Below are 23,151 nucleotides of genomic sequence, written 5' to 3' on the forward strand. Positions count from 1 at the left end.
AGGGTGGTCTCTCGCGCCCACGCTCCTGCGTGGGCGCCCGCGGTCGACAGATGGTCCCACGCGGGAGCGTGGGACCGAGAAGGGTGGTCTCGCGCCCACGCTCCGGCGTGGGCGCCCGCGGTCGATAAGAGAGCTGACGGAAGGCCCGGCCTCAGGCCCGCGCCGGGGCGTCGACGGCCGCCGACCCGTTCAGCAGCGCCAGCACGGTGGCGGCGATGCCGCCGGCGTCGAAGCCGGCATCGACGGCCTGCTGCTCCGGCTTGCCCTGTTCGACGAAGCGGTCCGGCATGCAAAGGGTACGCACCTTCAGGCCCTGGTCCAGCAGCCCCTCGGCCGCCAGCGTCTGCAGCACATGGGCGCCGAAGCCGCCGTGCGCGCCTTCCTCGACCACCACCAGCGCTTCGTGCTCGGCGGCCAGCCGGCGCAGCAGGTCGCGGTCCAGCGGCTTGGCGAAGCGGGCGTCGGCCACGGTCGGCGACAGGCCACGCTGGGCCAGGTCCTCGGCTGCCCGCAGGCAGGGGAACAGCCGCGTCCCGATCGACAGCAGGGCCACCACCTTGCCCTCGCGCACGATGCGGCCCCGGCCGATCGGCAGCGGCGTGCCGCGCTCGGGCAGGTCCACCCCCTCGCCCTCGCCGCGCGGGTAGCGCAGCGCCGACGGGCCGGCGTCGTAGGCGGCCATGGTGGCGATCATGTGCATCATCTCGCCCTCGTCCGACGGCGCCATCACCACCATGTCGGGCAGACACAGCAGGTAGGGCAGGTCGAAGGCGCCGTGGTGGGTGCCGCCGTCGGCGCCCACGTAGCCCGCGCGGTCCAGGCACAGCCGCACCGGCAGGCCCTGCAGGGCGACGTCGTGCACGATCTGGTCATAGGCCCGCTGCATGAACGTGGAGTAGATGGCCACGAACGGCTTGAAGCCCTCGCTGGCCAGGCCGGCGGCGAAGGTCACCGCGTGCTGCTCGGCGATGCCGACGTCGAAGCAGCGCCTGGGGAAGCGGGCGCCGAACTTGTCCAGCCCGGTGCCGGCCGGCATGGCGGCGGTGATGCCGACCACGCGGTCGTCGTGCTCGGCCTCGGCGATCAGGCCCTTGGCGAACACCCCGGTGTAGCTGGGGGCCTGCGGCGCCGGCTTGTCGAGGGCCCCGGTGATGACGTTGAAGCGGCCGACACCGTGATACTTGTCGGGGGCGGTCTCGGCCGGCTCGTAGCCGTGGCCCTTCTTGGTGACCACGTGCACCAGCACCGGGCCGTCCTGACGGGTTTCGCGCACGTTGCGCAGCACCGGCACCAGGTGATCGAGGCGGTGGCCGTCGATCGGGCCGACGTAGTAGAACCCCATCTCCTCGAACAGGGTGCCGCCGGTGACGAAGCCGCGCGCGAACTCGTCGATCTGGGCCGCCGCGCGCTCCATCGGGCCGGGCAGGTGGGCCACCAGGTCCTTGGCCATGTTGCGCACCGAGACCCACGGCTTGGACGACAGCAGTCGCGACAGATAGCCGCTCATGGCGCCCACCGGCGGGGCGATCGACATGTCGTTGTCGTTGAGGATGACGATCAGGCGGCTGTTGGTGTCGCCGGCGTTGTTCATGGCCTCGTAGGCCATGCCGGCGCTCATGGCGCCGTCGCCGATCACCGCCACCACGTTGCGGGTCGCGCCGGCCAGGTCGCGCGCCACCGCCATGCCCAGGCCGGCGGAGATGGAGGTGGAGCTGTGCCCGGCGCCGAAGGGGTCGTAGGGGCTTTCGGCGCGGCGCGTGAAGCCGGACAGGCCGCCGGGCTGGCGCAGGGTGCGGATGCGGTCGCGCCGGCCGGTGAGGATCTTGTGCGGATAGCACTGATGGCCGACGTCCCAGATCAGGCGGTCGTCGGGGGTGTCGAACACGTGATGGAGGGCGATGGTCAGCTCCACCACGCCGAGGCCGGCGCCCAGGTGCCCGCCGGTACAGGAAACCGCCTCGATCACCTCCTGGCGCACCTCGTCGGCGAGGCGGGTCAGGTCGTCCAGCGACAGGTGACGGAGATCCTCGGGGTAGGTCACGGTGTCGAGCACCGGGGTGTTGGGGCGTCCGGGCAACGCTCTGGTCCTTCTGTTGCGGCATCGGCACGGCGGGAGCGGGGCCGGCGCCGCAGGCCGGCCGGCGTGCCCGCCCCCGGTCGATGCGTTACCTGTCTCGTTCCACCACGTAGCGGGCCACCGCGCGCAGCAGGTCGGCCTCGGGGCCGAACACCTCCAGGTGCCCGACCGCCTGGTCGGACAGCAGGCGGGCCCGCTCGCGGGCGCCGTCCAGCCCCAGCAGGGTAACGAAGGTGGTCTTGCCGGCGGCGGCATCCTTGCCGGGGGTCTTGCCCAGATCCTGGGCGCTGCCGGTCTCGTCCAGCACGTCGTCCGCGATCTGGAAGGCCAGCCCCAGGTCGCGCGCGTAGGCTTGCAGGCAGGCGCGCATGCGCGCCGGCGCCTTGCCCATGATCGGGCCGGCCAGACAGGCGAAGCTGATCAGCCGGCCGGTCTTGAGCTGGTGCATGCGGGTGATGGCGGCGACGTCCATGGACAGGTCGCCGATGCCGCGCTCGACCATCAGGTCGACCATCTGACCGCCGACCATGCCGCGCGCCCCGGCCGCCTCGGCCAACTCCCGCACCAGCTCGCAGCGCACCGCCGGGTCGGCGTGGCTGGCCGGGTCGGCCAGGATTTCGAAGGCCCGGGTCAGCAGGGCGTCGCCGGCCAGGATGGCGGTGGCCTCGTCGAACTGGCGGTGGCAGGTCGGCCGGCCGCGGCGCAGGTCGTCGTCGTCCATCGCCGGCAGGTCGTCATGCACCAGCGAATAGGTGTGCACCATCTCCAGCGCCGCGGCGACCGTCAGGGCCGCGCTGGGCGAGACGTTGAACAGCGCCGCCGAGCGCACCACCAGGAACGGCCGCAGCCGCTTGCCGCCGCCCATGGCGGCGTAGCGCATGGCCTCCAGCACCCGCGCCTCGGGGGCGTCGGGCGGCGGCAGCAACTCGGACAGACGGGTGCCGACGGCCTCGCTGGTCTCGGCCATGGCGGCCTTCAGGGCGTGCGCCAGGGCGTCGCTCAGGCCGGTCACGGCCCGGGGGCGGGTGGTCGTCTCGGACAGGGTCCCGGGATCGGCGGTCATGAAGCGGTCCTTGGTCTGGGCCTGGGATCTGGGCTTTGCGGGGGCCGGCGCGCCCGCACCGGGGCGGGGCGAGTCGGGGCGGCGGGTCACTCCACGTCGAGGGGCGCGGTGGTGACGCCGCCATCGGCGCCGGTGCTGGTGCCCGTGCCGATGCGCTCGACCTTGGCGCGGGCCTCGCCGAGCCGCGCCTCGCAGTGCTTGCGCAACCAGACCCCGCGCTCGTAGGCGGCCACGGCGGCGTCGAGGTCGACGCGCCCGGTCTCCAGGTGCTGCACGATCTCCTCCAGCGCCCGCAGCGCCTCCTCGAACGACAGCCGCGCGATGTCCTCGGGCGGACCGGACGGCGGACCGGACGGCGGATCGGCGGACGATCCCGGCGCGGCCGGATCGGCGGACGCGGCGGCCGCCTTGGGGGGCGGGTCGCCGGACGAGGCGGAAGCGGACGGTTTGGACGTCTTGGAGGCCATGGAAACCGGAGTCCGGGTAAGCGGTGGGCCGGGCGGGGACTCGGGGCGCCATCCGGCCCGGACGGACTCCTCGCGGCACCCGTGCCCGTGGCACAGCCGCGATGGTCCCCCGGCTGGACGGACCACAGCCCCCCGCTGCGGTCCGGGGTCCCGAAACCGCGGGTCGGTGGGACCGGCCCCCTCGGCGCATCATACGCCTATGTCCCTGAGTCGCAACAGGGCGCGGTCCCTGTGTCAAGGAAAGGCGACAGTTTTGTGTCCGTGGTGTCAGACCACCGCGACGGTCAGCGCCACCCCACCGCCCGGGCCGCGCGGCCGGCTACTCCACCGCCTGCTTGAGCGCCGCGCTGGCGGCCCAGGGGCACAGCACCAGCCCACCCAGCAGCAGGGCGCCCAGGATCATGAGCTGTGGGCCGTAGTCCAGGCCCATCACGGCCGCATCCACGGCCGAGACGCCGAACACCAGGACGGGAATATACAGCGGCAGCACCAGCAGGGACAACAGCACCCCGCCGCGGCGCGCCCCCAGCACCAGGGCGGCGCCGACGCTGCCGATCAGGCTCAGGGTCGGGGTGCCCAGCGCCATTGCCGCCAGCAGCACGCCGTAGCCCTCGGGCCGCATCGCCAGCAGCACCGCCAGCAGCGGCGAGGCCACGATCAGCGGCAGCCCGGTGGTCAGCCAGTGCGCCGTCACCTTGCCCAGCACCAGCGCCACCGTGGGCGTCGGCGTCAGGGTCAGCAGATCCAGGCTGCCGTCCTCGTAGTCGGCCTGGAACAGGCGGTCCAACGACAGCATGGCGGCCAGCAGCGCGGTGACCCAGACCACGCCGGCGCTGATCCGTTCCAGCACCGCCAGCTCGGGGCCGACCCCGAACGGGAACAGCGCCACCGTGATGACGAAGAACGCCACCACCATCAGGCTGTCGGCCCCCTGGCGCAGGGCCAGCCGCAAGTCGCGGCGCAGCACGGCGAGCACGGCGCCGGTCATGGCCGGGCCTCCGCCTGCGGCGCGAACGCGCCGCCGTGTGGAGTCTGCGGCGCGTCCGCGCCGCCGTGTGGAGTCTGCGGCGCGTCCGCGCCGCCGTGTGGAGTCTGCGGCGCGTCCGCGCCGCCGTGTGGAGTCTCGTAGAGGTCCTCGTGCAGGCCCCAGGCGGTGGCGGCGTCAACGGCGAAGGCGTCCAGGTCCAGCACCCGCGCCCCGGGCAGGGTGACGCCCTGGTGGGTCGACAGGGCGATCATGCCGCCGGCGGCGCGGTGCTCGGCCATCACGGCCTCCAGGACGGCGATCGACGCCTTGTCGAGCGCCGTGGTCGGCTCGTCCATCAGCCACAACGGCGCCGGCGCGGCCAGCAGGCGGGCCAGGTTGAGCCGGCGCTTCTGCCCGGCCGACAGCATGCGCCCCGGCACCTGGGCCAGGTGGGTCAGGGTCAGGCGCTCCAGGGCGGCGTCCACGCGCGCGGCCAGGGTGGCGGGGGTGTCCGCCGGTCCGGCGCAGACCCGGGCCCAGAAGGTCAGGTTCTCCCGCGCCGTCAGCACCGGCTTGATGGCGTCGCTGTGGCCGACGTAGCGGGCGCGGGCGTGGTGGCGCTCGGGGTCGTCGGCCACCGGGCCGTCGTGCCAGGCCAGCGTCCCGGCGGCCGGGCGCAGCAGCCCGGCCATCAGGCGCAGCAGCGACGACTTGCCGGAGCCATTCGGCCCCAGCAGCAGCAGGGCCTCGCCGGCGGCGAGCGAGAACGCCAGGTGGGCGAACACCAGCCGCTCGCCCCGGATGCACACCAGCCCGCGGCCCTCGAAGCGGGCGGCGCTGGGATCGGCGGCGGCAGCGGTGGCAGCGGCAGCGGAAGACGCGGCGGGCGCGGAGGCGGCGGCAGTCATGCGCGGGACCATACGGGAGGGCGCGCCGGTTGGGAAGCGGGGCGCGGTCGCGACCGCCTCACCGGCGGCCGCGCGCCCGGCGGTGTCAGCGACGGACGGACGATCGGCTCTAGCCACCGCCGGGCGGCCTCCGTACACTTGCGGCCATGCGACACCTTTATCATCATTGGTTGGTGCCCGGCGCCCGGCTGGCCCGTCTGGTGCTGGGCGAGAAAGGGCTGGCGGCGGAAATGTGCGCCGTGACCCCCTGGGTGCGGGACGAATCGTTCCTGGCGCTCAACCCGGCCGGCGAGGTGCCGGTGCTGATGGAGGCTGACGGCAGCACCGTGGCCGGAACGATGGCCGTGGCCGAGTACCTGGACGAGGTCTATCCGGACCCGCCGCTGCTGGGGACCGAGCCCCGGGTGCGGGCGGAGGTGCGCCGGCTGGTGGCCTGGTTCGGCGACAAGTTCCGCCAGGAGGTCACCGAGCCCCTGGCCGGCGAAAAGCTGCTGACCCGGGTGATGGGCGGCGGCACCCCGGATTCGCGCGCGCTGCGGGCGGGCCGCGCCAACATCCACATGCACCTGGAGTACATCGCCTGGCTGACCCAGGCCAACCGCTGGCTGGCCGGGCCGCGCCTGACCCTGGCGGACCTGATGGCCGGGGCCCACCTGTCGCTGGTCGACTACGCCGGCGACGTGCCATGGGACGACCATCCCGCGGCCAAGGAGTGGTACATGCTGCTCAAGTGCCGGCCCGGCTTCCGGCCGTTGTTGGCGGACAGCGCGCCCGGCTTGCGCCCGGCCCCGCACTACGCCGACCTGGACTTCTGATGCCGCCGTTGATGCCGCCGTGACCGAGCCGCCCGCCGCCTTCGCCCCGCTCGACGACATCGCCCTGCTGCGTTGGTACGACGTCGCCGGCGTGGACGAATGCATCGGCGAGGCCCCGGTGGACCGCTTCGCCGCCGACGCCGCGCGCGCCGAACGCCGGGCGCGGGCGGCGGCCCCGCCGCCGGCTCCGAAGGCGGCCCAGAAGGCGGCCCAGAAGGCGGCTCCCGCGGCGTCCCCGCCCGCATCCGACACGTCCGCCGCCCCCGGCGGCAGCGCCCGCGCCGGCGCCGCCGCGGTGGCGGCCGAGGCGGTCACCCTGGACCAGCTCCGCGCTGCCCTGGAGGGGTTCGACGGCTGTCCCCTCAAGGTCACGGCGACCCATCTGGTGTTCGGCGAGGGCGCGGCGGCCGGCGGCCTGATGGTCGTGGGCGAGGCCCCGGGCGCCGACGAGGACCGCCAGGGGCGGCCGTTCTGCGGGGTTTCCGGGCGGTTACTGGACGACATGCTGGCCTCGATCGGCTATGACCGCAGCACCGCCTACATCACCAACGTTGTGCCCTGGCGGCCGCCCGGCAACCGCAAGCCGACCCCGGCCGAGGTGGCGGTGTGCGCGCCGTTCGTCGCCCGTCACGTGGCGCTGGTGGCGCCGCGCGTGCTGCTGCTGGTGGGTGGACTGGCGGCGGCGACGCTGCTCGGCACCAGCGCCGGCATTACCCGCCTGCGCGGGCAGTGGCACAGCCACCGGCCGGAGGCGGGGGCGGCGGAGATCCCGGCCATGCCGACGTTCCACCCGGCCTACCTGCTGCGCAACCCGGACGCCAAGCGGCTGGTCTGGCGCGACCTGCTGGCGGTCCGCCAGGCCCTGGCGGACGCGGGGAACGGCACCGGATGAGGTCTGCGGGTCCCACGCGGGAGCGCGGGACCGAGATGCGATGGGGAGTCTCCCGCCCACGCTCCGGCGTGGGCGGCTTGGCGTGGGCTGGGTCCCACGCGGGAGCGCGGGACCGAGATCCTGTGAGGGCCTCTTCCGCCCACGCTCCGGCGTGGGCGGCTTGGCGTGGGCTGGGTCCCACGCGGGAGCGTGGGACCGAGATCCTGTGAGGGCCTCTTCCGCCCACGCTCCCGCGTGGGCGGCCTCTTGTGGGCGGCCTCTCGGGAGGCGCGTCGTCACGCCGGCGGTCTGCCGTCGTCCGGCTCCCGGGGGCCGCCCCAGGTCACCCGCGGCATGCGGAACGGCAGCATCAGGCGCACGATGGTGCGCTTGAAGCAGTCCAGGCAGATGCTCTCGTGCATGGCCCGCACCGGCTCGTCCACGAGGTGGGTGTTGAGGATCGACCGCGCATAGAACGGCGTGTCCTCGACCGTGCGGGCCACACTGGCCACATGCCCCGGGTCGCAGCGGGTCTCGCGCCGCACCCGGTAGATGGCGGCGCGCGGCAGCGGCGCTTTGGGCGGGGCCTCGAACGGTTCGGCCTCGCCGCCGGGCGGGAAGCGCAGCGCCAGCGGCCGCGCCGGCCCGTGATGCGGCACCATGTCGTAGAGGATGGCGGCGCCGCCGTCGGCCAGCGGGGCGCGCGACCAGGTCCAGGTCTTGAAGCCCTCCTCCAGCGATTCGGTCCCCCAGTTGGAATCCCAGTAGCCGGCGCCGTGCCAGGACAGGCCCGGGGCGCTCATCTCGACCTCGATCGAGGCGTGCGGGGCGATGGGCCACCAGCGGTGGCGTTCGCGCGGGTCGATGGCGAAGGCACGGGTGGTCAGGGCGCGCGGGCGCACCCGCACCACCCCGCGCACCGGGCGCGGCACCGGGGCGCAGGTCTCGCGGACGTGGACCGTCAGGGTCTCGCCGTCCCAGGTCATCCGGCTGGGGCCGATCACCAGGCGGTCGGGCGCCCGGCGCACCGCGTCGCGGCCGCGCTCGGTCATGGCCCAGCGGCCGCCGGGACCGTAGACGGCCACGTTCATGACGCAATGGTTCAAGGGGTCGCGCCGACCCGACCATGCATAGTAGGGCGAAAAGACGCTGCCCACCATGGCGATGATGGTGATGGCGTGGCGGCCGTCGTGGCTCAGCCCGTCGACGTACCACCAGGCATAGCCCCCCGGCGGGACCGGCTGGTCGAAGCGCGGTCCGTCAGGATGCTCATGGCGGCCTGCCGGCCCGACAGCGCCGCCATCGGCACGCCCGGTCCCGGATGCGCACTGCCCCCCGCCAGATACAGTCCGGGGATCCGCGTGCGCGCCCCCGGGCGGGTGAAGGACGCTTGCCAGCCGTGCGAGGCCCGTCCGTAGAGCGCCCCCCCGGTGGCCGGGAACAGGCGCGCGAACTGGCGCGGTGTCGTGATGGTGGTGCTGTCCGGGTCCAGCCGGACGCGCAACCCGCAGCGCGCCAGCAGGGCCAAGGTGCGGTCCTGACATGCGGTGATCTCCGAGGGGTCCAGGGCGGGCGAGGGGGAATCGCCGTCGGCGGGGGCGTTGACGAGCATGAGCAGGCGCTCGGGACCGGCGGGGACGCTGTCCTGGGTGGCATCATCCAGCCGATCCTGGGCACAGATATAGACGGTCGGCTCGGCCGGCAACCGCCGCCGCTTCAGAATGTCGTCGAACTCGCGCGGGTAGTCGCGGCTGAAGAACACCGTATGCCGCAGCAGGGGGAACCCTTCGGTCTCGGCGTGCACGCACCAGGTCACCGCCGACAGCGAGCGCGCCGCCTTCGGCACCGCCGGCACCGCCGTCTTGACCGCCGGCCCCAGCAGGCCCTCGGCCAGGGCGTTGACGTCGCCGTTGAACAGGATGGCGTCGGCCTCCAGGCGGCGGCCGTCGTCCAGCACCACGGCGCGGGCGCGCCCGCCGGCGGTTTCGATACGGCTGACGGCCTGGCCGTAGTGCACGGTTGCGCCCTTGCGCTTGGCCAGTCCGGCCAGCGCCTGGGCCAGGGCGTGCATGCCGCCGTCGACGCTGTAGACCCCCTCCAGCTCGACGTGGGCCACCAGCATCAGGGTGGCCGGCGCCAGGAACGGCGAGGCCCCGACGTAGGTGGCATAGCGCCCGAAGAGCTGTTGCAGGCGGACGTCCTGGAAGTGCTTGCCCAGCGCCGCCCACAGGGTGGTGAACGGATGGATGCGGGCCATGTCGCCGACGCCGCCGACGCCGGCACGGCGGATCAGGCCCGGCATCGAGGTCTTGGAGTTGCGGATGTAGGTGTCGACCAGGGTGTGGTAGATGCGCGCCGCCTCGTCGCGGAAGGCGCGGAAGCGCTTGACCTCGGCGGCGCCGGACAGGGCGCCGATGGCGTCCTCGGTGCGGCGCGGGTCGGCGAACAGGTCGAAGCGCACGCGGTCGGCCTGGGGGCCGTCCCAGGCGTGGCGCGCCAGCACCGACAGCGGCCGCAGGCCCACCAGGTCCTCCAGGCGGCCGACCCCGGCCCGGTCCAGCAGGTCGTCGAACACCCAGCGCATGGTGAACACGGTCGGGCCGCCGTCGAGGGCGGCGGGGCCGGCGGGCACCCGGCGCATCTTGCCGCCGGGCTGGTCGGCCTTGTCCACGACGGTGACCTGAAGGCCCTGGGCGGCCAGGTCGACGGCGGCGGCGAGGCCCCCGACACCGGCCCCGACGACGATCACCCGATCCCCCGACATGCGCGCTCCTCTTCTCCCGACTTCTCCCGACCCGGGTCCGCCCGGGATCGGCAACATGGTCGTTGACACTCCGAAGCGGGATGTCCACTCTAGATGACACATCGGGGTGACAACAAGCGTTTACACCCCCGCCCGCCGCGCGGTCCCGTCCGTTGGGGCTGCGCCCGCTGGCGATCGCCAGACCGGTCGCGGGACCCGTTAGCGTAGGCCTGGGGAGGGGACCATGGGTTCAGGTAACCGGATCGAAGCCGCTTTGGAAGTTGCCCTGGCGCGCGCCGAGTCGCGCTCCGGGCCGCCGCTGCTGGCGCAGGCCCTGCGGCACGCCGTGTTTCCGGGCGGCCAGCGCATCCGGCCGCGTCTGTGCCTATCGGTGGCGATGGCCTGCGGCGACGACATGCCGGTCGTGACCGATGCCGCGGCGGCGGCGATCGAGCTGCTGCATTGCGCCTCCCTGGTGCACGACGATCTACCGACCTTCGACAATGCCGACACCCGGCGCGGCAAGCCGACCATCCACAAGGCGTTCAACGAGCCGCTGGCGGTGCTGGCGGGCGACGCCCTGATCGTGATGGCGTTCCAGACCCTGGCCAAGAGCGTCGCCGCGGCCCCGGATCGCCTGGCGCCGCTGGTCGAGATCTATAGCGAGGCCGTGGGCGCGCCCAACGGCATCTGCGCCGGTCAGGCGTGGGAGAGCGAACCGACCATCGACCTGGTGGAGTACCAGCGCGCCAAGACAGGCGCCCTGTTCGCCGCCGCCACCGAGGCCGGGGCCGCGGCCGCCGGCCATCCGCACCAGGCGTGGCGGGTGCTGGGCGAGGCGCTGGGCGAGGCCTACCAGATCGCCGACGACCTGCGCGACGTCGCCGCCGACCCCGAGCAGCTCGGCAAGCCGGTGGGCCAGGACGCCACCCTGGGGCGGCCCAACGCGGTCCAGGCCCTGGGGCTCAAGGGCGCCGTGGGCCGGCTGAAGCGGCTGGTGTCGGCGGCCGTCGAGTCGATTCCGGAGTGCCCGGGGCGGGCGCCGTTGCAGGCCGCCATCCTGGAGGAGACCGGGCACTTCCTGCCCAAGGAGCTGGCCCAGCAGGCGGCATGACGTGACGCCCCCCGACGGACGGTCCGGCCCCCTCGATCCCGCGACGGCGGCCGCGCCGCCGGCGGTGACGGCTGGAGTCGCGGTCGACCGCCGGCCCCATACCCTGCGCGATCATCTGTTGGCGGCCCGCGATTGGCTGTGGCGGCGGCCCTGGTTCACCCGGAGCGCCACGCAGCTGCCCGTCGCCCGCTGGATCGCGCGGCGCCGGGCGCGCCAGATGTTCGATCTGGTGGCCGGCTTCGTCTACTCCCAGGTGCTGCTGGCGGTGGTGCGGCTGCGCGTCTGCGAGACGCTGGCCGCAGGGCCACTGACGCCGGCCGCGCTGGGCGCCGAGGTGGGGCTGTCCGAGGACGCCGCGCGCCGGTTGCTGGATGCCACGACGGCGCTCGGCCTGACCGACCGGCGCTCCCGTGGTCGCTTCGGGCTGGACGAGTTGGGCAGCGCGCTGCTCAACACCCCGGCCGTGGTGCCGCTGATCGACCATCACAGTCTGCTGTACGCTGACCTGGCCGATCCCGTCGCCCTGCTGCGCGGCGAATCGGGCGAGACCGCGATGGCGCGCTACTGGGCCTATGCCCGGTCCGCCCGCCCGGCCGCCATGGCTGACGAGTCGGTGGCGCCGTACTCCGAGCTGATGGCCGCCTCACAGGCCATGTTGGCCGACGACATCCTGGCCGCCTTCCCGCCGCGCGGGGTGCGGCACTGGCTGGACGTGGGCGGCGGGGAAGGGGTGTTCGCCGCCGCCGTGGCGCGGCGGGCGCCGGAGGCGCGGGTGACGGTGTTCGACCTGCCGGCGGTGGCGGGGCGCGCCCGCGACCGGCTGGCGGCGGCCGGCCTGGGCGCCCGAGTCGAGGCGGTGGGCGGCGACTTCCTGACCGACTCGCTGCCGACCGGGGCCGACGTGGTCTCGCTGGTGCGGGTGATCCACGACCACGACGATGCGGTGGCCCTGGCGATCCTGCAGGCGGCGCGGCGCGCGCTGGCGCCCGGGGGGTGCCTGCTGCTGGCCGAGCCGATGGCGGGGACCGGCGGCGCCGAGCCGATCGGCGGGGCCTACTTCGGATTCTACCTGCTCGCCATGGGCAGCGGGCGGGCGCGCACCCCGGAGGAGTTGCGCGCCCTGCTGGCCCGGGCCGGGTTCCAGGACGCGCGCCTGCGGGACACCCGTCAGCCGCTTGTGACGCGGCTGATCGTGGCCCGGCCGGCACCGCAGGACGCGGACGGGACAGCGGCCTCGTAACGGTCACGACATGACTTTCCCGTCATTTTAATGTAAGTCGGGATTGACATGCGGGGCAGTCAAGCTAGACTGACAGTCCTCACTCAGGGCTTCGACGACGTCCCGTGGAGCAACCGCCGCGAGGGTTCATGCACACCGACGCCATCGTCATCGAGCAACCGGAGCGCCTGTCGCTGACCCGGCTCGACCTGGACCCGGCCGCCGATGCGGACGTGGTGGTCGCGGTCGAGTGGAGCGGCATCAGCACCGGGACCGAGCGTCTGCTGTGGACCGGCCGCATGCCGCCCTTCCCGGGCATGGGCTATCCGCTGGTGCCGGGCTACGAGTCGGTGGGCCGCGTGGTGGCCGCGGGGCCGGCAGCCGGGGTGTCCGAGGGGGCGCGCGTGTTCGTGCCGGGCGCCAAGTGCTACGGCGCGGTGAAGGGCCTGTTCGGCGGCGCGGCGTCGCGTCTCGTGGTGCCGGGCGCCCGCGTGGTGCCGGTGCCCGAGGACCTGGGTGAGAAGGCCGTGCTGCTGGCGCTGGCCGCGACCGCGCGCCATGCCCTGGCGGGCCGCGACGGCGCCGGGGATGCGGCCTTGCCCGAGTTGGTGGTGGGCCACGGTGTGCTGGGTCGGCTGATTGCCCGGCTGGTGGTGGCGATGGGCGGTGCGGCCCCGGTGGTGTGGGAACGCGATCCCACGCGGGCGGCCGGAGCCCTGGGCTACACGGTGGTGGACCCGGCGACGGACGCGCGGCGCGACTACCGCGTCATCTGCGACGTCAGCGGCGATGGCGCCATCCTGGATGCGCTGATCGGGCGGCTGGCACCGGGTGGCGAGATCGTGCTCGCCGGCTTCTACGAGGGCACGGTGGGCTTCGACTTCGTGCCCGCCTTCCTGCGCGAGGTGCGCGTGCGGGTGGCGGCGGAGTGGCGCCCGGCGGACCTTGCCGCCGTGCTGGCTTTGATTGCGGAGGGCCGTTTGTCCTTGGACGGCCTGATCACTCACCGGTCCGCGGTGACCGAGGCCGAAGCGGCCTATCGCACCGCCTTCGGTGATCCGACGTGCTTGAAAATGATTCTGGATTGGAGAGCCCGCGCATGACCCCGACCCGCAGCAGCGCCGCCCCGAGCGTCGTGTCGCCGCGTGCCATGGCCGAGACCGCCGGTGCCGGCGGGCCGCGTGCCGAGACGGCCGCGCCCACGCGCCCGCAGATCATCGCCATCTACGGCAAGGGCGGCATCGGCAAGAGCTTCACGCTCGCCAACCTGTCCTACATGATGGCGCGCCAGGGGCTGCGGGTGCTGCTGATCGGCTGCGACCCGAAGAGCGACACCACCTCGCTGCTGTTTGGCGGGCGCAACACGCCGACCATCATCGACACCTCGGCGAAAAAGAAGCTGGCCGGCGAGGACGTCACCATCGGCGACGTCTGCTTCAAGCGCGACGGCGTCTACGCCATGGAACTGGGCGGCCCCGAGGTCGGGCGCGGCTGCGGCGGGCGCGGCATCATCCACGGCTTCGAGATCCTGGACCGTCTGGGCTTCCAGGAGTGGGACTTCGACTTCGTCCTGCTGGACTTCCTGGGCGACGTCGTGTGTGGCGGCTTCGGCCTGCCGATCGCCCGCGACCTGTGCCAGAAGGTGATCGTGGTCGGCGCCAACGACCTGCAGTCGCTGTACGTCGCCAACAACGTCTGCTCGGCCGTCGAATATTTCCGCAAGCTGGGCGGCAACGTCGGCGTGGCCGGCATCGTCATCAACAAGGACGACGGCACCGGCGAGGCCCAGGCCTTCGCCGCGGCAGCCGGCATCCCGGTGCTGGCGACCATTCCGGCCGACGAGGACATCCGCCGCAAGAGCGCGGCCTATCAGATCGTGGGCACCCCGGACGGCCCGTGGGGGCCGCTGTTCGAGACCCTGGCCACCAATGTGGCCGAGGCGTCGCCGGTGCATCCCGCCCCGCTGAGCCAGGACGGCCTGTTGGGTCTGTTCAAGAACGAGGACGTGGGCCGGGACGTGGTCCTGGAGCCCGCGACCGCCGCCGACATGCGCGGCGGCAAGGTGATCGAGCGCGCGTCGCTCGAAGTCGTCTACGACACGGTGTGATCCCCCGTGGAGACCGAAAGGCAAGGCGCTGATCCGATGACCGACTGCACCACCGACATTCGCGACGATGTGCGCGCCGAGGGGACCGCTGACGCGGCCACCGACGCGGCGCCGGTTGCGCCCGTGTCGGCGGCGCCGGTCGGCGTGGACGGCGCGGCCGGCTCCGACGCGGCGGGATGCCACGCCGGATCCGACGAACTGGCCCGCGCCGCCGCGATGGCGGGGCAGGGCCCGGCCACCGAAGCCCTGGCGCAGCTCGCTCGCGACTACCCCCAGGGGCCGCACGACCGGCCGCAGACCATGTGCCCGGCGTTCGGCTCGCTGCGCATCGGCCTGCGCATGCGCCGCACCGCCACGGTGCTGAGCGGCTCGGCCTGCTGCGTCTACGGCCTCAGCTTCACGTCGCACTTCTACGGCGCCAAGCGGCCGATCGGCTACGTGCCGTTCGACTCCGAGACCCTGGTCACCGGCAAGCTGTTCGAGGATATCCGCGAGGCCGTGCACGGTCTGGCCGACCCGGACAAGCTCGACGCCATCGTGGTCACCAACCTGTGCGTCCCGTCGGCCTCCGGCGTGCCGCTGCGGCTGCTGCCGCGCGAGATCAACGGCGTGCGCATCATCGGCATCGACGTGCCCGGGTTCGGCGTGCCGACCCATGCCGAGGCCAAGGATGTGCTGTCCGGCGCCATGCTGGCCTACGCCCGCGCCGAGGCCGAGCAAGGCCCCGTGATGGCGCCGCGCGGCGGGCCGGCCGAGAAGCCGACCGTGACCCTGATGGGCGAGATGTTCCCGGCCGACCCGGTCGGCATCGGTCACATGCTGGCGCCGATGGATCTGGCCGTGGGGCCGGTGGTGCCGACGCGCGAGTGGCGCGAACTGTACGCCGCCCTCGACTGCGCCGTGGCCGCCGCCATCCACCCGTTCTACACCGCCTGCGTGCGTCAGTTCGATCTGGCCGGTCGGCCGGTGGTGGGCTCGGCGCCGGTGGGGGTCGAGGGCACCGCGGCGTGGCTGGAGGCCGTCGCGGCCGCCGCCAACGTGCCGGCCGCCGCCCTGGACACCGCCAAGGCGCGCACCCTGCCGGCGATCCGCGCGGCGCTGGACGCCAAGCCGATCCGGCACCGGGTGGTGGTGTCGGGCTACGAGGGCTCGGAACTGCTGGTCGCCCGCCTGCTGATCGAGAGCGGCGCCGAGGTGCCCTACGTCGGCACCGCGCTGCCGCGCACGCCCTGGTCGGCCGACGATGCCGCCTGGCTGGAGGCCAAGGGCGTGACCGTCGCCTTCCGTGCGCCCCTGGAGCGCGACATCCAGGCCGTGGACGAGGTCGATCCGGACGTCGCCATCGGCACCACGCCGGTGGTCCAGCACGCCAAGGAAAAGGCCATCCCGGCGCTGTACTTCACCAACCTGATTTCGGCCCGTCCGCTGATGGGGCCGGCCGGGGCGGGCTCGCTCGCCCAGGTCATCAACGCCGCCGCCGCCAACAAGGACCGCTTCGGCACAATGCGCGCCTTCTTCGCGGGCGTCGGCACGGGCGAGACGGCCGGCATCTGGGAACAGGCGCCGCGGGAGAGCGCGGGTCGTACGGGGAGGGCCGGCTGATGCTCGTGCTCGACCACGACCGCGCCGGCGGCTACTGGGGGGCGGTGTACGTCTTCACCGCGATCCGCGGCCTGCAGGTCATCATCGACGGCCCGGTGGGCTGCGAGAACCTGCCGGTCACCGCGGTGCTGCACTACACCGACGCGCTGCCGCCGCACGAGCTGCCGGTGGTGGTGACCGGGCTGGGCGAGGAGGAACTCGGCCAGACCGGGACCGAGGCGGCCATGAAGCGCGCCCACGGCACCCTCGATCCGTCGAAGCCGGCGGTGGTGGTGACCGGCTCGATCGCCGAGATGATCGGCGGCGGGGTCACGCCGGAGGGGACCGGCATCCGCCGCTTCCTGCCGCGCACCATCGACGAGGACCAGTGGCAGTGCGCCGACCGCGCCCTGACCTGGCTGTGGAAGGAATACGGCCTGACCAAGGGCCGCAGGCCCAAGCCGCGCCCGCGCACCGACGGCGCCAAGCCGCGCGTCAACATCGTCGGACCCATCCATGGCATGTTCAACACCTGGTCGGATCTGGCCGAGGTGCGCCGCCTGATCGAGGGCATCGGCGCCGAGGTGAACCTGGTGTTCCCGCTCGGCTGCGCGCTCAACGACGTCGGCCGGCTGGTCGATGCCGACGCCAGCGTGTGCCTGTACCGCGAGCTGGGCCGGTCGCTGTGCGAGGCGCTGGAGACGCCCTGGCTGCAGGCGCCCATCGGGCTGCATTCGACCACCCGCTTCCTGCGGGCGCTGGGCGAGGTGCTGGACCTGGACCCCGAGCCGTTCATCGCGGCCGAGAAGCACACCACCATCAAGCCGGTGTGGGACCTGTGGCGCTCGGTCACCCAGGACTTCTTCGGCACCGCCAGCTTCGGCATCGCCGCGACCGAAACCTACGCGCGCGGCGTGCGCCAGTTCCTGGAAGGCGAGATGGGCCTGCCCTGTCAGTGGTCCTTCGCCCGCACGCCGGGCGGCAAGCCCGACAACGCGGCGATCCGCGCCGCCATCCACGCCGACACGCCGCTGATCGTGTTCGGCAGCCACAACGAGCGCAGCTACCTGGCCGAGGCCGGGGGGCGGGCGCAGTACATCCCCGCGTCGTTCCCGGGCGCCATCGTGCGCCGGCACACCGGCACGCCCTTCATGGGCTACGCCGGCGCGACCTACCTGGTGCAGGAGGTCTGCAACGCCCTGTTCGACGCGCTCTTCAATATCCTCCCGCTGGGCACCGACCTGGATGCGGTGGACGCGACGCCGTCGCGCCTGCATCGGGAACTGCCCTGGGACGACGACGCCAAGACCCTGCTCGATGCGGCGGTCGAGGCGCGGCCCGTGCTCGTGCGCATCTCCGCGGCCAAGCGCCTGCGCGATGCGGCGGAGCAGGCGGCCCGTCGTCACGGCGAGGACACCGTGACGAAGGCGCGGGTGGCCGAGGCCCTCGCGTCCTTCGCAGAGGGGCCGGTGGCATGATCGACGCGTTCGACATGCAATCGGCCTCGCTCCCCACTCCGGGTTCCCCCGCACCCGTCGTCGGCTGGCGACCGCGGGGGGAACGGGGGGTCGCCCGGAAACGTGGTGCGGGCGGCTTGGACGGTCGGACCGTGAGTCGGGTCGGCGGCGGGTGCCGCCGGGTCGGGCACGGTCGGCAACGGCCGGAAGTGGCCAACTACCAGGAGGTTTAGGATATGGCTGAGAACGTGAGCCCCTCGGGCATGACCGAAGACGAGGCGCAGGAATTCCACGGCATCTTTCAGCAGACCTTTGGCGGCTTCGTGGGTGCCGCCGTGGTCGCGCACATCCTGGCGTGGATGTACTGCCCCTGGCTGAGCAGCGATGCCTGCAACGCCGACGTCGCCAGTGTCGCGACGACCGCTCTGACCCTCGTGTCCTAGGAGAGATATCATGTGGAAGATGTGGCTTCTCTTTGACCCGCAGCGCATCCTGATGGCCCTGGGCGTTTTCCTGCTCGTCCTGGCGCTGCTGATCCATTTCATCCTGCTCAGCACCGATCGTCTGAACTGGATGGAAGCCTCGGCGGTCAACGCGGTGGATATGGCTGGTTCCACGACGCGTCTGATCTCCTAGGGCTGTCTTTGGAGGTCGCGGTCGCAAGACCGTGTCTCGTTGGTAGCGGTCGGGTCTCCGGCGCGAGGCCCGGAACCCGCCGCTGCTGATCTATACGTGGAGGCGGCCATTACTTAGCCTCCCGGCCGGAGGGTCCCAACAATGGCCATGCTGGATTTCGAGCGAAAATATCGTGTCCGTGGAGGGACACTGATCGGCGGGGACCTGTTCGACTTTTGGGTGGGGCCGTTCTATGTCGGCTTCTTCGGGGTCGCGACAGTATTCTTTGCCGTTCTAGGCACTCTTCTCATCATCTGGGGTGCGGCCATCGGGCCGGACAACACGATCTGGGAATACAACATCGCACCGCCTGACCTGAGCTACGGCCTGATGCCGGCGCCCATGGCGGAGGGCGGTCTGTGGCAGATCATCACCATCTGTGCGACCGGCGCGTTCATTGCCTGGGCGCTCAGGGAGGTGGAAATCTGCAACAAGCTGGGCATCGGCTATCATGTGCCGATCGCCTTCGGGTTCGCCATCTTTGCCTACGTCACGCTGGTCGTCATCCGCCCGGTGCTGATGGGTGCGTGGGGGTATGGCTTCCCCTATGGCATTCTCAGCCACCTGGACTGGGTGTCCAACGTCGGCTACCAGTTCCTGCACTTCCACTATAACCCGGCGCACATGCTGGCGATCACGTTCTTCTTCACGACGTGTCTCGCGCTGGCCTTGCACGGCAGCCTGATCTTGTCGGCCTCGAACCCCGGCAAGGGGGACGTGGTGAAGCTGCCGGAGCATGAAAACACGTTCTTCCGGGACTTCATCGGCTACTCGATCGGTCCGCTCGGCATTCACCGCCTGGGTCTGTTCCTGGCCGTCAGCGCGGTGTTCTGGAGTGCCGTGTGCATCGTGATCAGCGGTCCGTGGTGGACGCGCGGGTGGCCGGAATGGTGGACCTGGTGGCTCGACCTGCCGATCTGGAGCTAGCGCGAGGGGGTCATCACGATGGCTGAGTATCAGAGTATCTTCACGCGCGTGCAGGTCAGGGCCCCGGCCCACCTGGGCGTGCCTATCGACGAGGGCGAGCTGGGCCGTGTCGGCAAGCCGATCTTCTCGCGCATCGCGGGATGGTTCGGCGACGCGCAGATCGGTCCGATCTACCTCGGCTTCTACGGCGTCCTGTCCGTGGCGTTCGGTCTGGTGGCCTTCGAGATCATCGGGCTGTACATGTGGGCGTCCGTGGACTGGGATCCGGTGCAGTTCGTGCGCCAGCTGCCCTGGCTGGCCCTGGAGCCCCCGGGCCCCGAGTACGGGCTGAGCATTCCGCCCCTGAACGAAGGCGGCTGGTGGCTGATGGCCGGCTTCTTCCTGACGGCGTCCCTGCTGCTGTGGTTCGTCCGCACCTACCGCCGCGCCACCGCGCTCGGCATGGGCACCCACACCGCGTGGGCGTGGGCGGCCGCCATCTTCCTGTTCCTGGCCATGGGCCTGATCCGGCCCGTGTTCATGGGCGGCTGGAGCGAGTCGGTGCCGTTCGGCATCTTCCCGCACCTGGACTGGACGGCGGCGTTCTCGGTGCGCTACGGCAACCTGTACTACAACCCGTTCCACATGCTCTCGATTGCCTTCCTGTATGGCTCGGCGCTGCTGTTCGCCATGCACGGCGGGACCATCCTGTCGGTGGCGCGCTACGGCGGCGACCGCGAGGTGGAGCAGATCACGCATCGTGGTACGGCGGCGGAGCGCGCGGCCCTGTTCTGGCGCTGGACCATGGGCTTCAACGCGACCATGGAATCGATCCATCGCTGGGCCTGGTGGTTCGCCGTTCTCACCCCTGTCACCGGCGCGATCGGCATCATCCTGACCGGGACGGTCGTCGACAACTGGTTCCTCTGGGGCGAGAAGCACGGGCTCGTGCCGACGTACCCCGACCTCTACCCGGGCGTCACTGACCCGGCGCTGATGAGCGGAGGGACCCAGTGATGAGCGAGTTCAGGAACGAAGCCCAGAGGAAGGCCACCTACAAACTCAGCTCGGTGCCGCTTGCGGGACTGATCTGGGTGGCGACCTGCCTCATCATCGTCTTTTACATCTTCACCCTGATTCCGCCCAAGACGGTGGAGCAGCTCGGCTACCGCGGCGTCGCGATGGAGAACATCCAGAACGTGCGCACGGTGAAGGCGCGCGATCTCGTCAACCAGCCGCCGGATGAGTGGCCGCCGTTCCCGGCGGACGGTCCTCTGGCGTCGGATGTGTACGAGAACGTGCCGGCCCTGGGCCACCTGACCCAGGCCAACTTCGACCGGATGATGACCCTGATCACCGAGTGGGTGTCGCCGGCCGAGGGCTGCAACTACTGTCACGTGGTGAACGAAGACGGCGGCGTCGACTACGTCTCCGATGACATCTACACCAAGGTCGTCTCGCGACGCATGGTGCAGATGACGCAGCACATCAATGCGGTGTGGAGCGATCACGTCGCGCCGTCGGGTGTGAACTGCTACACCTGCCACCGTGGCAACCCCGTGCCGACGGAAATCTGGTTCGACAACCCCGAGCCGGTTGAGAGCGCCCGCGAGGGAGCCGGCAACCGCTTCGGGCAGAACGCGCCCGATCCGCTGGCGGCCTACTCGTCGCTGCCGAACGACGCCCTGTCGATCCACTTGAAGGAGATGGATCAGGGTCTCGGCGACATCCGCGTGGTGCCGACCACGGCGCTGCCAACGGAATGGAAGCTGGAGCCGGACCTGAAGGACGGCGAGGTGACCTACGGCCTCATGATGCACATCTCCGAGGCCCTGGGCACCAACTGCACCTACTGCCACAACTCGCGGGCGTTCGTGGAGTGGTACCCGACACGCGTCACCGCGTGGTACGGCATCCGCATGAACCAGGATCTGAACCAGAACTTCCTGATCCCGCTGCAGCCCGAGTACCCGGCCATGCGGCTGGGCGCGCTGGGCGACGCCCCGAAGGCGAACTGCGCGACCTGCCACCAGGCGGTCAACTTCCCGCTCAACCGTGCCGACATGATCAGCGCCTATCCGTCGCTGGCCGCGCCGGCGACCGAGGGGACCGACCTGCGGGCGGCGAGCTACAAGTTCGTCACCACGGCTCCGGCCGAAGACCCGGCTGCCGCCGAGGCCGCTCCGGCCGAAGAGGCTGCCGCTGAAGACCCGGCTGCCGCCGAGGCCGCTCCGGCCGAGGAAGCTGCCGCTGAGGAACCGGCTGCCGCCGAGGCCGCTCCGGCCGAGGACGCCGCCGCTGAAGACCCGGCTGCCGCCGAGGCCGCTCCGGCCGAGGACGCCGCCGCTGAAGACCCGGCTGCCGCCGAGGCCGCTCCGGCCGAGGACGCCGCCGCTGAGGAACCGGCTGCCGCCGAGGCCGCTCCGGCCGAGGAAGCCGCCGCTGAGGAACCGGCTGCCACCGAGGCCGCTCCGGCCGAGGAAGCCGCCGCTGAGGAACCGGCTGCCGCCGAGGCCGCTCCGGCCGAGGACGCTGCCGCTGAAGACCCGGCTGCCGCCGAGGCCGCTCCGGCCGAGGACGCCGCCGCTGAGGAACCGGCTGCCGCCGAGGCCGCTCCGGCCGAGGAAGCTGCCGCTGAGGAACCGGCTGCCGCCGAGGCCGCTCCGGCCGAAGAGGCTGCCGCTGAGGAACCGGCTGCCGCCGAGGCCGCTCCGGCCGAGGAAGCCGCCGCTGAGGAACCGGCTGCCGCCGAGGCCGCTCCGGCCGAAGAGGCTGCCGCTGAAGACCCGGCTGCCGCCGAGGCCGCTCCGGCCGAGGAAGCCGCCGCTGCTGAGGAACCGGCTGCCGCCGAGGCCGCTCCGGCCGAAGAGGCTGCCGCTGCTGAGGAACCGGCTGCCGCCGAGGCCGCTCCGGCCGAGGAAGCTGCCGCTGAGGAACCGGCTGTCGCCGAGGCCGCTCCGGCCGAGGAAGCCGCCGCTGAGGAACCGGCTGCCACCGAGGCCGCTCCGGCCGAGGAAGCCGCCGCTGAGGAACCGGCTGCCGCCGAGGCCGCTCCGGCCGAGGAAGCCGCCGCTGAGGAACCGGCTGCCGCCGAGGCCGCTCCGGCCGAAGAGGCTGCCGCTGAGGAACCGGCTGCCGCCGAGGCCGCTCCGGCCGAGGAAGCTGCCGCTGAAGACCCGGTCGCCCCGGATGCGGCCGCTGAGGATGAGACCGTGACCGAGGCGCCCGCGGACGACGCGGCGGCCGAGGTCGAGCAGGCCGCGGCCGCGCAGTAGAGCACGCGCGCGACGCGGATCCGTTAGGAGACTGGGACCCTCCCGTCACGGCGGGGCCGATCAGTGGCCCCGCCATGATGGGGTCCGCCCCGGGGGGTACGACCGGGGTGGTGCGCCGGAGGCCGGCGAAGGCGGGAGCACTGCCCGCCAGACCGGGGCCCGGGCGCGACGGTTTTGAAGGGACGACATCGTTTAAGGCTGTTTTCCCGCCAGGACACACCGACGAAGAATCACCCGGGCGCGAGGGTCGCGCGCCGGGTGTTCTTCGTTATGGGGCCCGTGTCGCAGGGCTGCGCCCCTGGGCCGGGCGCATGGCGCCCCGGACCGGGCCGGATCCCGGGCCCTCTGCCGGCGCGTCGTGACCAAGAGGACCGAGCCGGGACCTGGGGCGTGTCTTCGCGCGATGCGCCGGAGACGCGGCGGCGTCTTCCCTTTTTTCGCAGGGGTGATCTCGGTATACTTTCGGGCCGCTGGGGCCTGCGCGGAAAGGCTCCGGGCCGACGGCCGGACCGCGACCGCGTCCACCCGGTCCGCAGGCCCGGCACGCGCGCGGACCCCGCCCGTTCCCCCGTTCCCCCGCTCCGCCTTCCGCAGGAGGCCCCGCCATGGACCGCTCGCGTGCGCTGGACGATCTGCTTACCGCCCATCCGTTCTTCGCCGGCATGGAGCCGGGACACCTGTCGGCCCTGGCCGGCTGCGCCCGGGAGGAGCGGTTCGAGGCCGGGACCCTGCTGTTCCGGGAAGGTGGCTTCGCCGACCGCGTCTTCATCCTGCGTCAGGGGCAGGTGGCGGTCGAGGTGCGCGTGCCGGGCGAGGGCGCGGTGGTCCTGGAGACGCTGCACGAGGACGACGTGTTGGGCTGGTCGTGACTGGTCGCGCCCTACAACTGGACCTTCGACGCCCGCG

At 72.4% G+C, this 23,151-nt stretch carries 20 protein-coding genes and 1 pseudogene; 14 read left to right on the forward strand and 7 right to left on the reverse strand.

Features of this window, described 5'->3' with window-relative positions:
- Positions 1–151 precede the first annotated feature (151 nt).
- From dxs to ccmA, 5 genes and pseudogenes are all read right to left on the reverse strand, one after another.
- Complete coding sequence (gene dxs, locus GGD88_RS05685) at positions 152–2,077, reverse strand: 1-deoxy-D-xylulose-5-phosphate synthase (protein ID WP_184432629.1); 1,926 nt, start codon at positions 2,075–2,077, stop codon at positions 152–154.
- Between the two features lie 88 nt (positions 2,078–2,165).
- On the reverse strand, positions 2,166–3,044 hold the full coding sequence (locus GGD88_RS05690; protein WP_184432901.1) for a polyprenyl synthetase family protein: 879 nt from the start codon (positions 3,042–3,044) through the stop codon (positions 2,166–2,168).
- Positions 3,045–3,226: 182 nt separating this feature from the next.
- Positions 3,227–3,607 (reverse strand): exodeoxyribonuclease VII small subunit, encoded by a 381-nt coding sequence (locus tag GGD88_RS19270; RefSeq protein ID WP_184432631.1) that lies wholly within the window; start codon positions 3,605–3,607, stop codon positions 3,227–3,229.
- Between the two features lie 319 nt (positions 3,608–3,926).
- Positions 3,927–4,595, reverse strand: a complete 669-nt coding sequence (ccmB, locus tag GGD88_RS05700; protein WP_184432633.1) for a heme exporter protein CcmB — start codon at positions 4,593–4,595, stop codon at positions 3,927–3,929.
- A 152-nt stretch (positions 4,596–4,747) separates the two neighbouring features.
- Positions 4,748–5,482 (reverse strand): annotated as a pseudogene (ccmA, locus tag GGD88_RS05705) (heme ABC exporter ATP-binding protein CcmA); the annotation flags it as partial.
- A 146-nt stretch (positions 5,483–5,628) separates the two neighbouring features.
- Between ccmA and GGD88_RS05710 the strand changes: the two are divergent.
- Both GGD88_RS05710 and GGD88_RS05715 read left to right on the forward strand, forming a co-directional pair.
- On the forward strand, positions 5,629–6,297 hold the full coding sequence (locus GGD88_RS05710) for a glutathione S-transferase family protein (RefSeq protein ID WP_184432637.1): 669 nt from the start codon (positions 5,629–5,631) through the stop codon (positions 6,295–6,297).
- 19 nt (positions 6,298–6,316) lie between these two features.
- Positions 6,317–7,189 (forward strand): uracil-DNA glycosylase family protein, encoded by an 873-nt coding sequence (locus GGD88_RS05715; RefSeq protein ID WP_184432639.1) that lies wholly within the window; start codon positions 6,317–6,319, stop codon positions 7,187–7,189.
- Between the two features lie 275 nt (positions 7,190–7,464).
- Here GGD88_RS05715 and GGD88_RS05720 read toward each other — a convergent pair whose 3' ends face one another.
- Positions 7,465–8,259 (reverse strand): carotenoid 1,2-hydratase, encoded by a 795-nt coding sequence (locus GGD88_RS05720; RefSeq protein ID WP_221237022.1) that lies wholly within the window; start codon positions 8,257–8,259, stop codon positions 7,465–7,467.
- 104 nt (positions 8,260–8,363) lie between these two features.
- Positions 8,364–9,932, reverse strand: a complete 1,569-nt coding sequence (crtD, locus tag GGD88_RS05725) for a 1-hydroxycarotenoid 3,4-desaturase CrtD (RefSeq protein ID WP_184432641.1) — start codon at positions 9,930–9,932, stop codon at positions 8,364–8,366.
- Between the two features lie 223 nt (positions 9,933–10,155).
- On the opposite strand from crtD, the gene GGD88_RS05730 reads away from it, so the two are divergent.
- The 12 genes from GGD88_RS05730 (at position 10,156) to GGD88_RS05785 (ending at position 23,114) form a co-directional block, all read left to right on the forward strand.
- Positions 10,156–11,025, forward strand: a complete 870-nt coding sequence (locus tag GGD88_RS05730) for a polyprenyl synthetase family protein (RefSeq protein ID WP_184432643.1) — start codon at positions 10,156–10,158, stop codon at positions 11,023–11,025.
- Between the two features lies 1 nt (position 11,026).
- Positions 11,027–12,265, forward strand: coding sequence for a methyltransferase (locus tag GGD88_RS05735; RefSeq protein ID WP_184432645.1), 1,239 nt, complete (start codon positions 11,027–11,029; stop codon positions 12,263–12,265).
- 128 nt (positions 12,266–12,393) lie between these two features.
- On the forward strand, positions 12,394–13,347 hold the full coding sequence (gene bchC / locus GGD88_RS05740) for a chlorophyll synthesis pathway protein BchC (RefSeq protein ID WP_184432647.1): 954 nt from the start codon (positions 12,394–12,396) through the stop codon (positions 13,345–13,347).
- Between the two features lie 47 nt (positions 13,348–13,394).
- Entirely contained in the window at positions 13,395–14,351 is a 957-nt protein-coding gene (locus GGD88_RS05745; protein WP_184432905.1) for a chlorophyllide a reductase iron protein subunit X, read from the forward strand.
- A 36-nt stretch (positions 14,352–14,387) separates the two neighbouring features.
- Positions 14,388–15,953, forward strand: a complete 1,566-nt coding sequence (gene bchY, locus GGD88_RS05750; RefSeq protein WP_184432649.1) for a chlorophyllide a reductase subunit Y — start codon at positions 14,388–14,390, stop codon at positions 15,951–15,953.
- Positions 15,953–17,410 (forward strand): chlorophyllide a reductase subunit Z, encoded by a 1,458-nt coding sequence (gene bchZ, locus GGD88_RS05755; RefSeq protein ID WP_184432651.1) that lies wholly within the window; start codon positions 15,953–15,955, stop codon positions 17,408–17,410. The genes bchY and bchZ overlap by 1 nt, the downstream gene beginning before the upstream one ends.
- A gap of 215 nt (positions 17,411–17,625) precedes the next feature.
- On the forward strand, positions 17,626–17,832 hold the full coding sequence (pufB, locus tag GGD88_RS05760) for a light-harvesting antenna LH1, beta subunit (protein WP_184432653.1): 207 nt from the start codon (positions 17,626–17,628) through the stop codon (positions 17,830–17,832).
- Between the two features lie 10 nt (positions 17,833–17,842).
- Positions 17,843–18,025, forward strand: a complete 183-nt coding sequence (gene pufA, locus GGD88_RS05765) for a light-harvesting antenna LH1, alpha subunit (protein WP_184432655.1) — start codon at positions 17,843–17,845, stop codon at positions 18,023–18,025.
- 141 nt (positions 18,026–18,166) lie between these two features.
- Complete coding sequence (pufL, locus tag GGD88_RS05770; protein WP_184432657.1) at positions 18,167–18,991, forward strand: photosynthetic reaction center subunit L; 825 nt, start codon at positions 18,167–18,169, stop codon at positions 18,989–18,991.
- An 18-nt stretch (positions 18,992–19,009) separates the two neighbouring features.
- Positions 19,010–19,987, forward strand: a complete 978-nt coding sequence (gene pufM, locus GGD88_RS05775) for a photosynthetic reaction center subunit M (protein WP_184432659.1) — start codon at positions 19,010–19,012, stop codon at positions 19,985–19,987.
- Positions 19,987–22,245 (forward strand): photosynthetic reaction center cytochrome PufC, encoded by a 2,259-nt coding sequence (gene pufC / locus GGD88_RS18470; RefSeq protein WP_221237023.1) that lies wholly within the window; start codon positions 19,987–19,989, stop codon positions 22,243–22,245. Before pufM ends, pufC begins: the two co-directional genes overlap by 1 nt.
- Before the next feature lie 605 nt (positions 22,246–22,850).
- Entirely contained in the window at positions 22,851–23,114 is a 264-nt protein-coding gene (locus GGD88_RS05785; RefSeq protein ID WP_184432661.1) for a cyclic nucleotide-binding domain-containing protein, read from the forward strand.
- Positions 23,115–23,151 lie beyond the last annotated feature (37 nt).

The organism is Roseospira goensis, from assembly GCF_014197795.1.
Classification (GTDB): domain Bacteria; phylum Pseudomonadota; class Alphaproteobacteria; order Rhodospirillales; family Rhodospirillaceae; genus Rhodospira; species Rhodospira goensis.

Coding starts and splice junctions, on each gene's coding strand:
- GGD88_RS05690 (WP_184432901.1), bottom strand. CDS start 3,044: ATGGCCGAGACCAGCGAGGCCGTCGGCACCCGTCTGTCCGAGTTGCTG.
- GGD88_RS19270 (WP_184432631.1), bottom strand. CDS start 3,607: ATGGCCTCCAAGACGTCCAAACCGTCCGCTTCCGCCTCGTCCGGCGAC.
- ccmB (WP_184432633.1), bottom strand. CDS start 4,595: ATGACCGGCGCCGTGCTCGCCGTGCTGCGCCGCGACTTGCGGCTGGCC.
- GGD88_RS05710 (WP_184432637.1), top strand. CDS start 5,629: ATGCGACACCTTTATCATCATTGGTTGGTGCCCGGCGCCCGGCTGGCC.
- GGD88_RS05720 (WP_221237022.1), bottom strand. CDS start 8,259: ATGAACGTGGCCGTCTACGGTCCCGGCGGCCGCTGGGCCATGACCGAG.
- crtD (WP_184432641.1), bottom strand. CDS start 9,932: ATGTCGGGGGATCGGGTGATCGTCGTCGGGGCCGGTGTCGGGGGCCTC.
- GGD88_RS05730 (WP_184432643.1), top strand. CDS start 10,156: ATGGGTTCAGGTAACCGGATCGAAGCCGCTTTGGAAGTTGCCCTGGCG.
- bchC (WP_184432647.1), top strand. CDS start 12,394: ATGCACACCGACGCCATCGTCATCGAGCAACCGGAGCGCCTGTCGCTG.
- GGD88_RS05745 (WP_184432905.1), top strand. CDS start 13,395: ATGGCCGAGACCGCCGGTGCCGGCGGGCCGCGTGCCGAGACGGCCGCG.
- bchY (WP_184432649.1), top strand. CDS start 14,388: ATGACCGACTGCACCACCGACATTCGCGACGATGTGCGCGCCGAGGGG.
- bchZ (WP_184432651.1), top strand. CDS start 15,953: ATGCTCGTGCTCGACCACGACCGCGCCGGCGGCTACTGGGGGGCGGTG.
- pufB (WP_184432653.1), top strand. CDS start 17,626: ATGGCTGAGAACGTGAGCCCCTCGGGCATGACCGAAGACGAGGCGCAG.
- pufA (WP_184432655.1), top strand. CDS start 17,843: ATGTGGAAGATGTGGCTTCTCTTTGACCCGCAGCGCATCCTGATGGCC.
- pufL (WP_184432657.1), top strand. CDS start 18,167: ATGGCCATGCTGGATTTCGAGCGAAAATATCGTGTCCGTGGAGGGACA.
- pufM (WP_184432659.1), top strand. CDS start 19,010: ATGGCTGAGTATCAGAGTATCTTCACGCGCGTGCAGGTCAGGGCCCCG.
- pufC (WP_221237023.1), top strand. CDS start 19,987: ATGAGCGAGTTCAGGAACGAAGCCCAGAGGAAGGCCACCTACAAACTC.
- GGD88_RS05785 (WP_184432661.1), top strand. CDS start 22,851: ATGGACCGCTCGCGTGCGCTGGACGATCTGCTTACCGCCCATCCGTTC.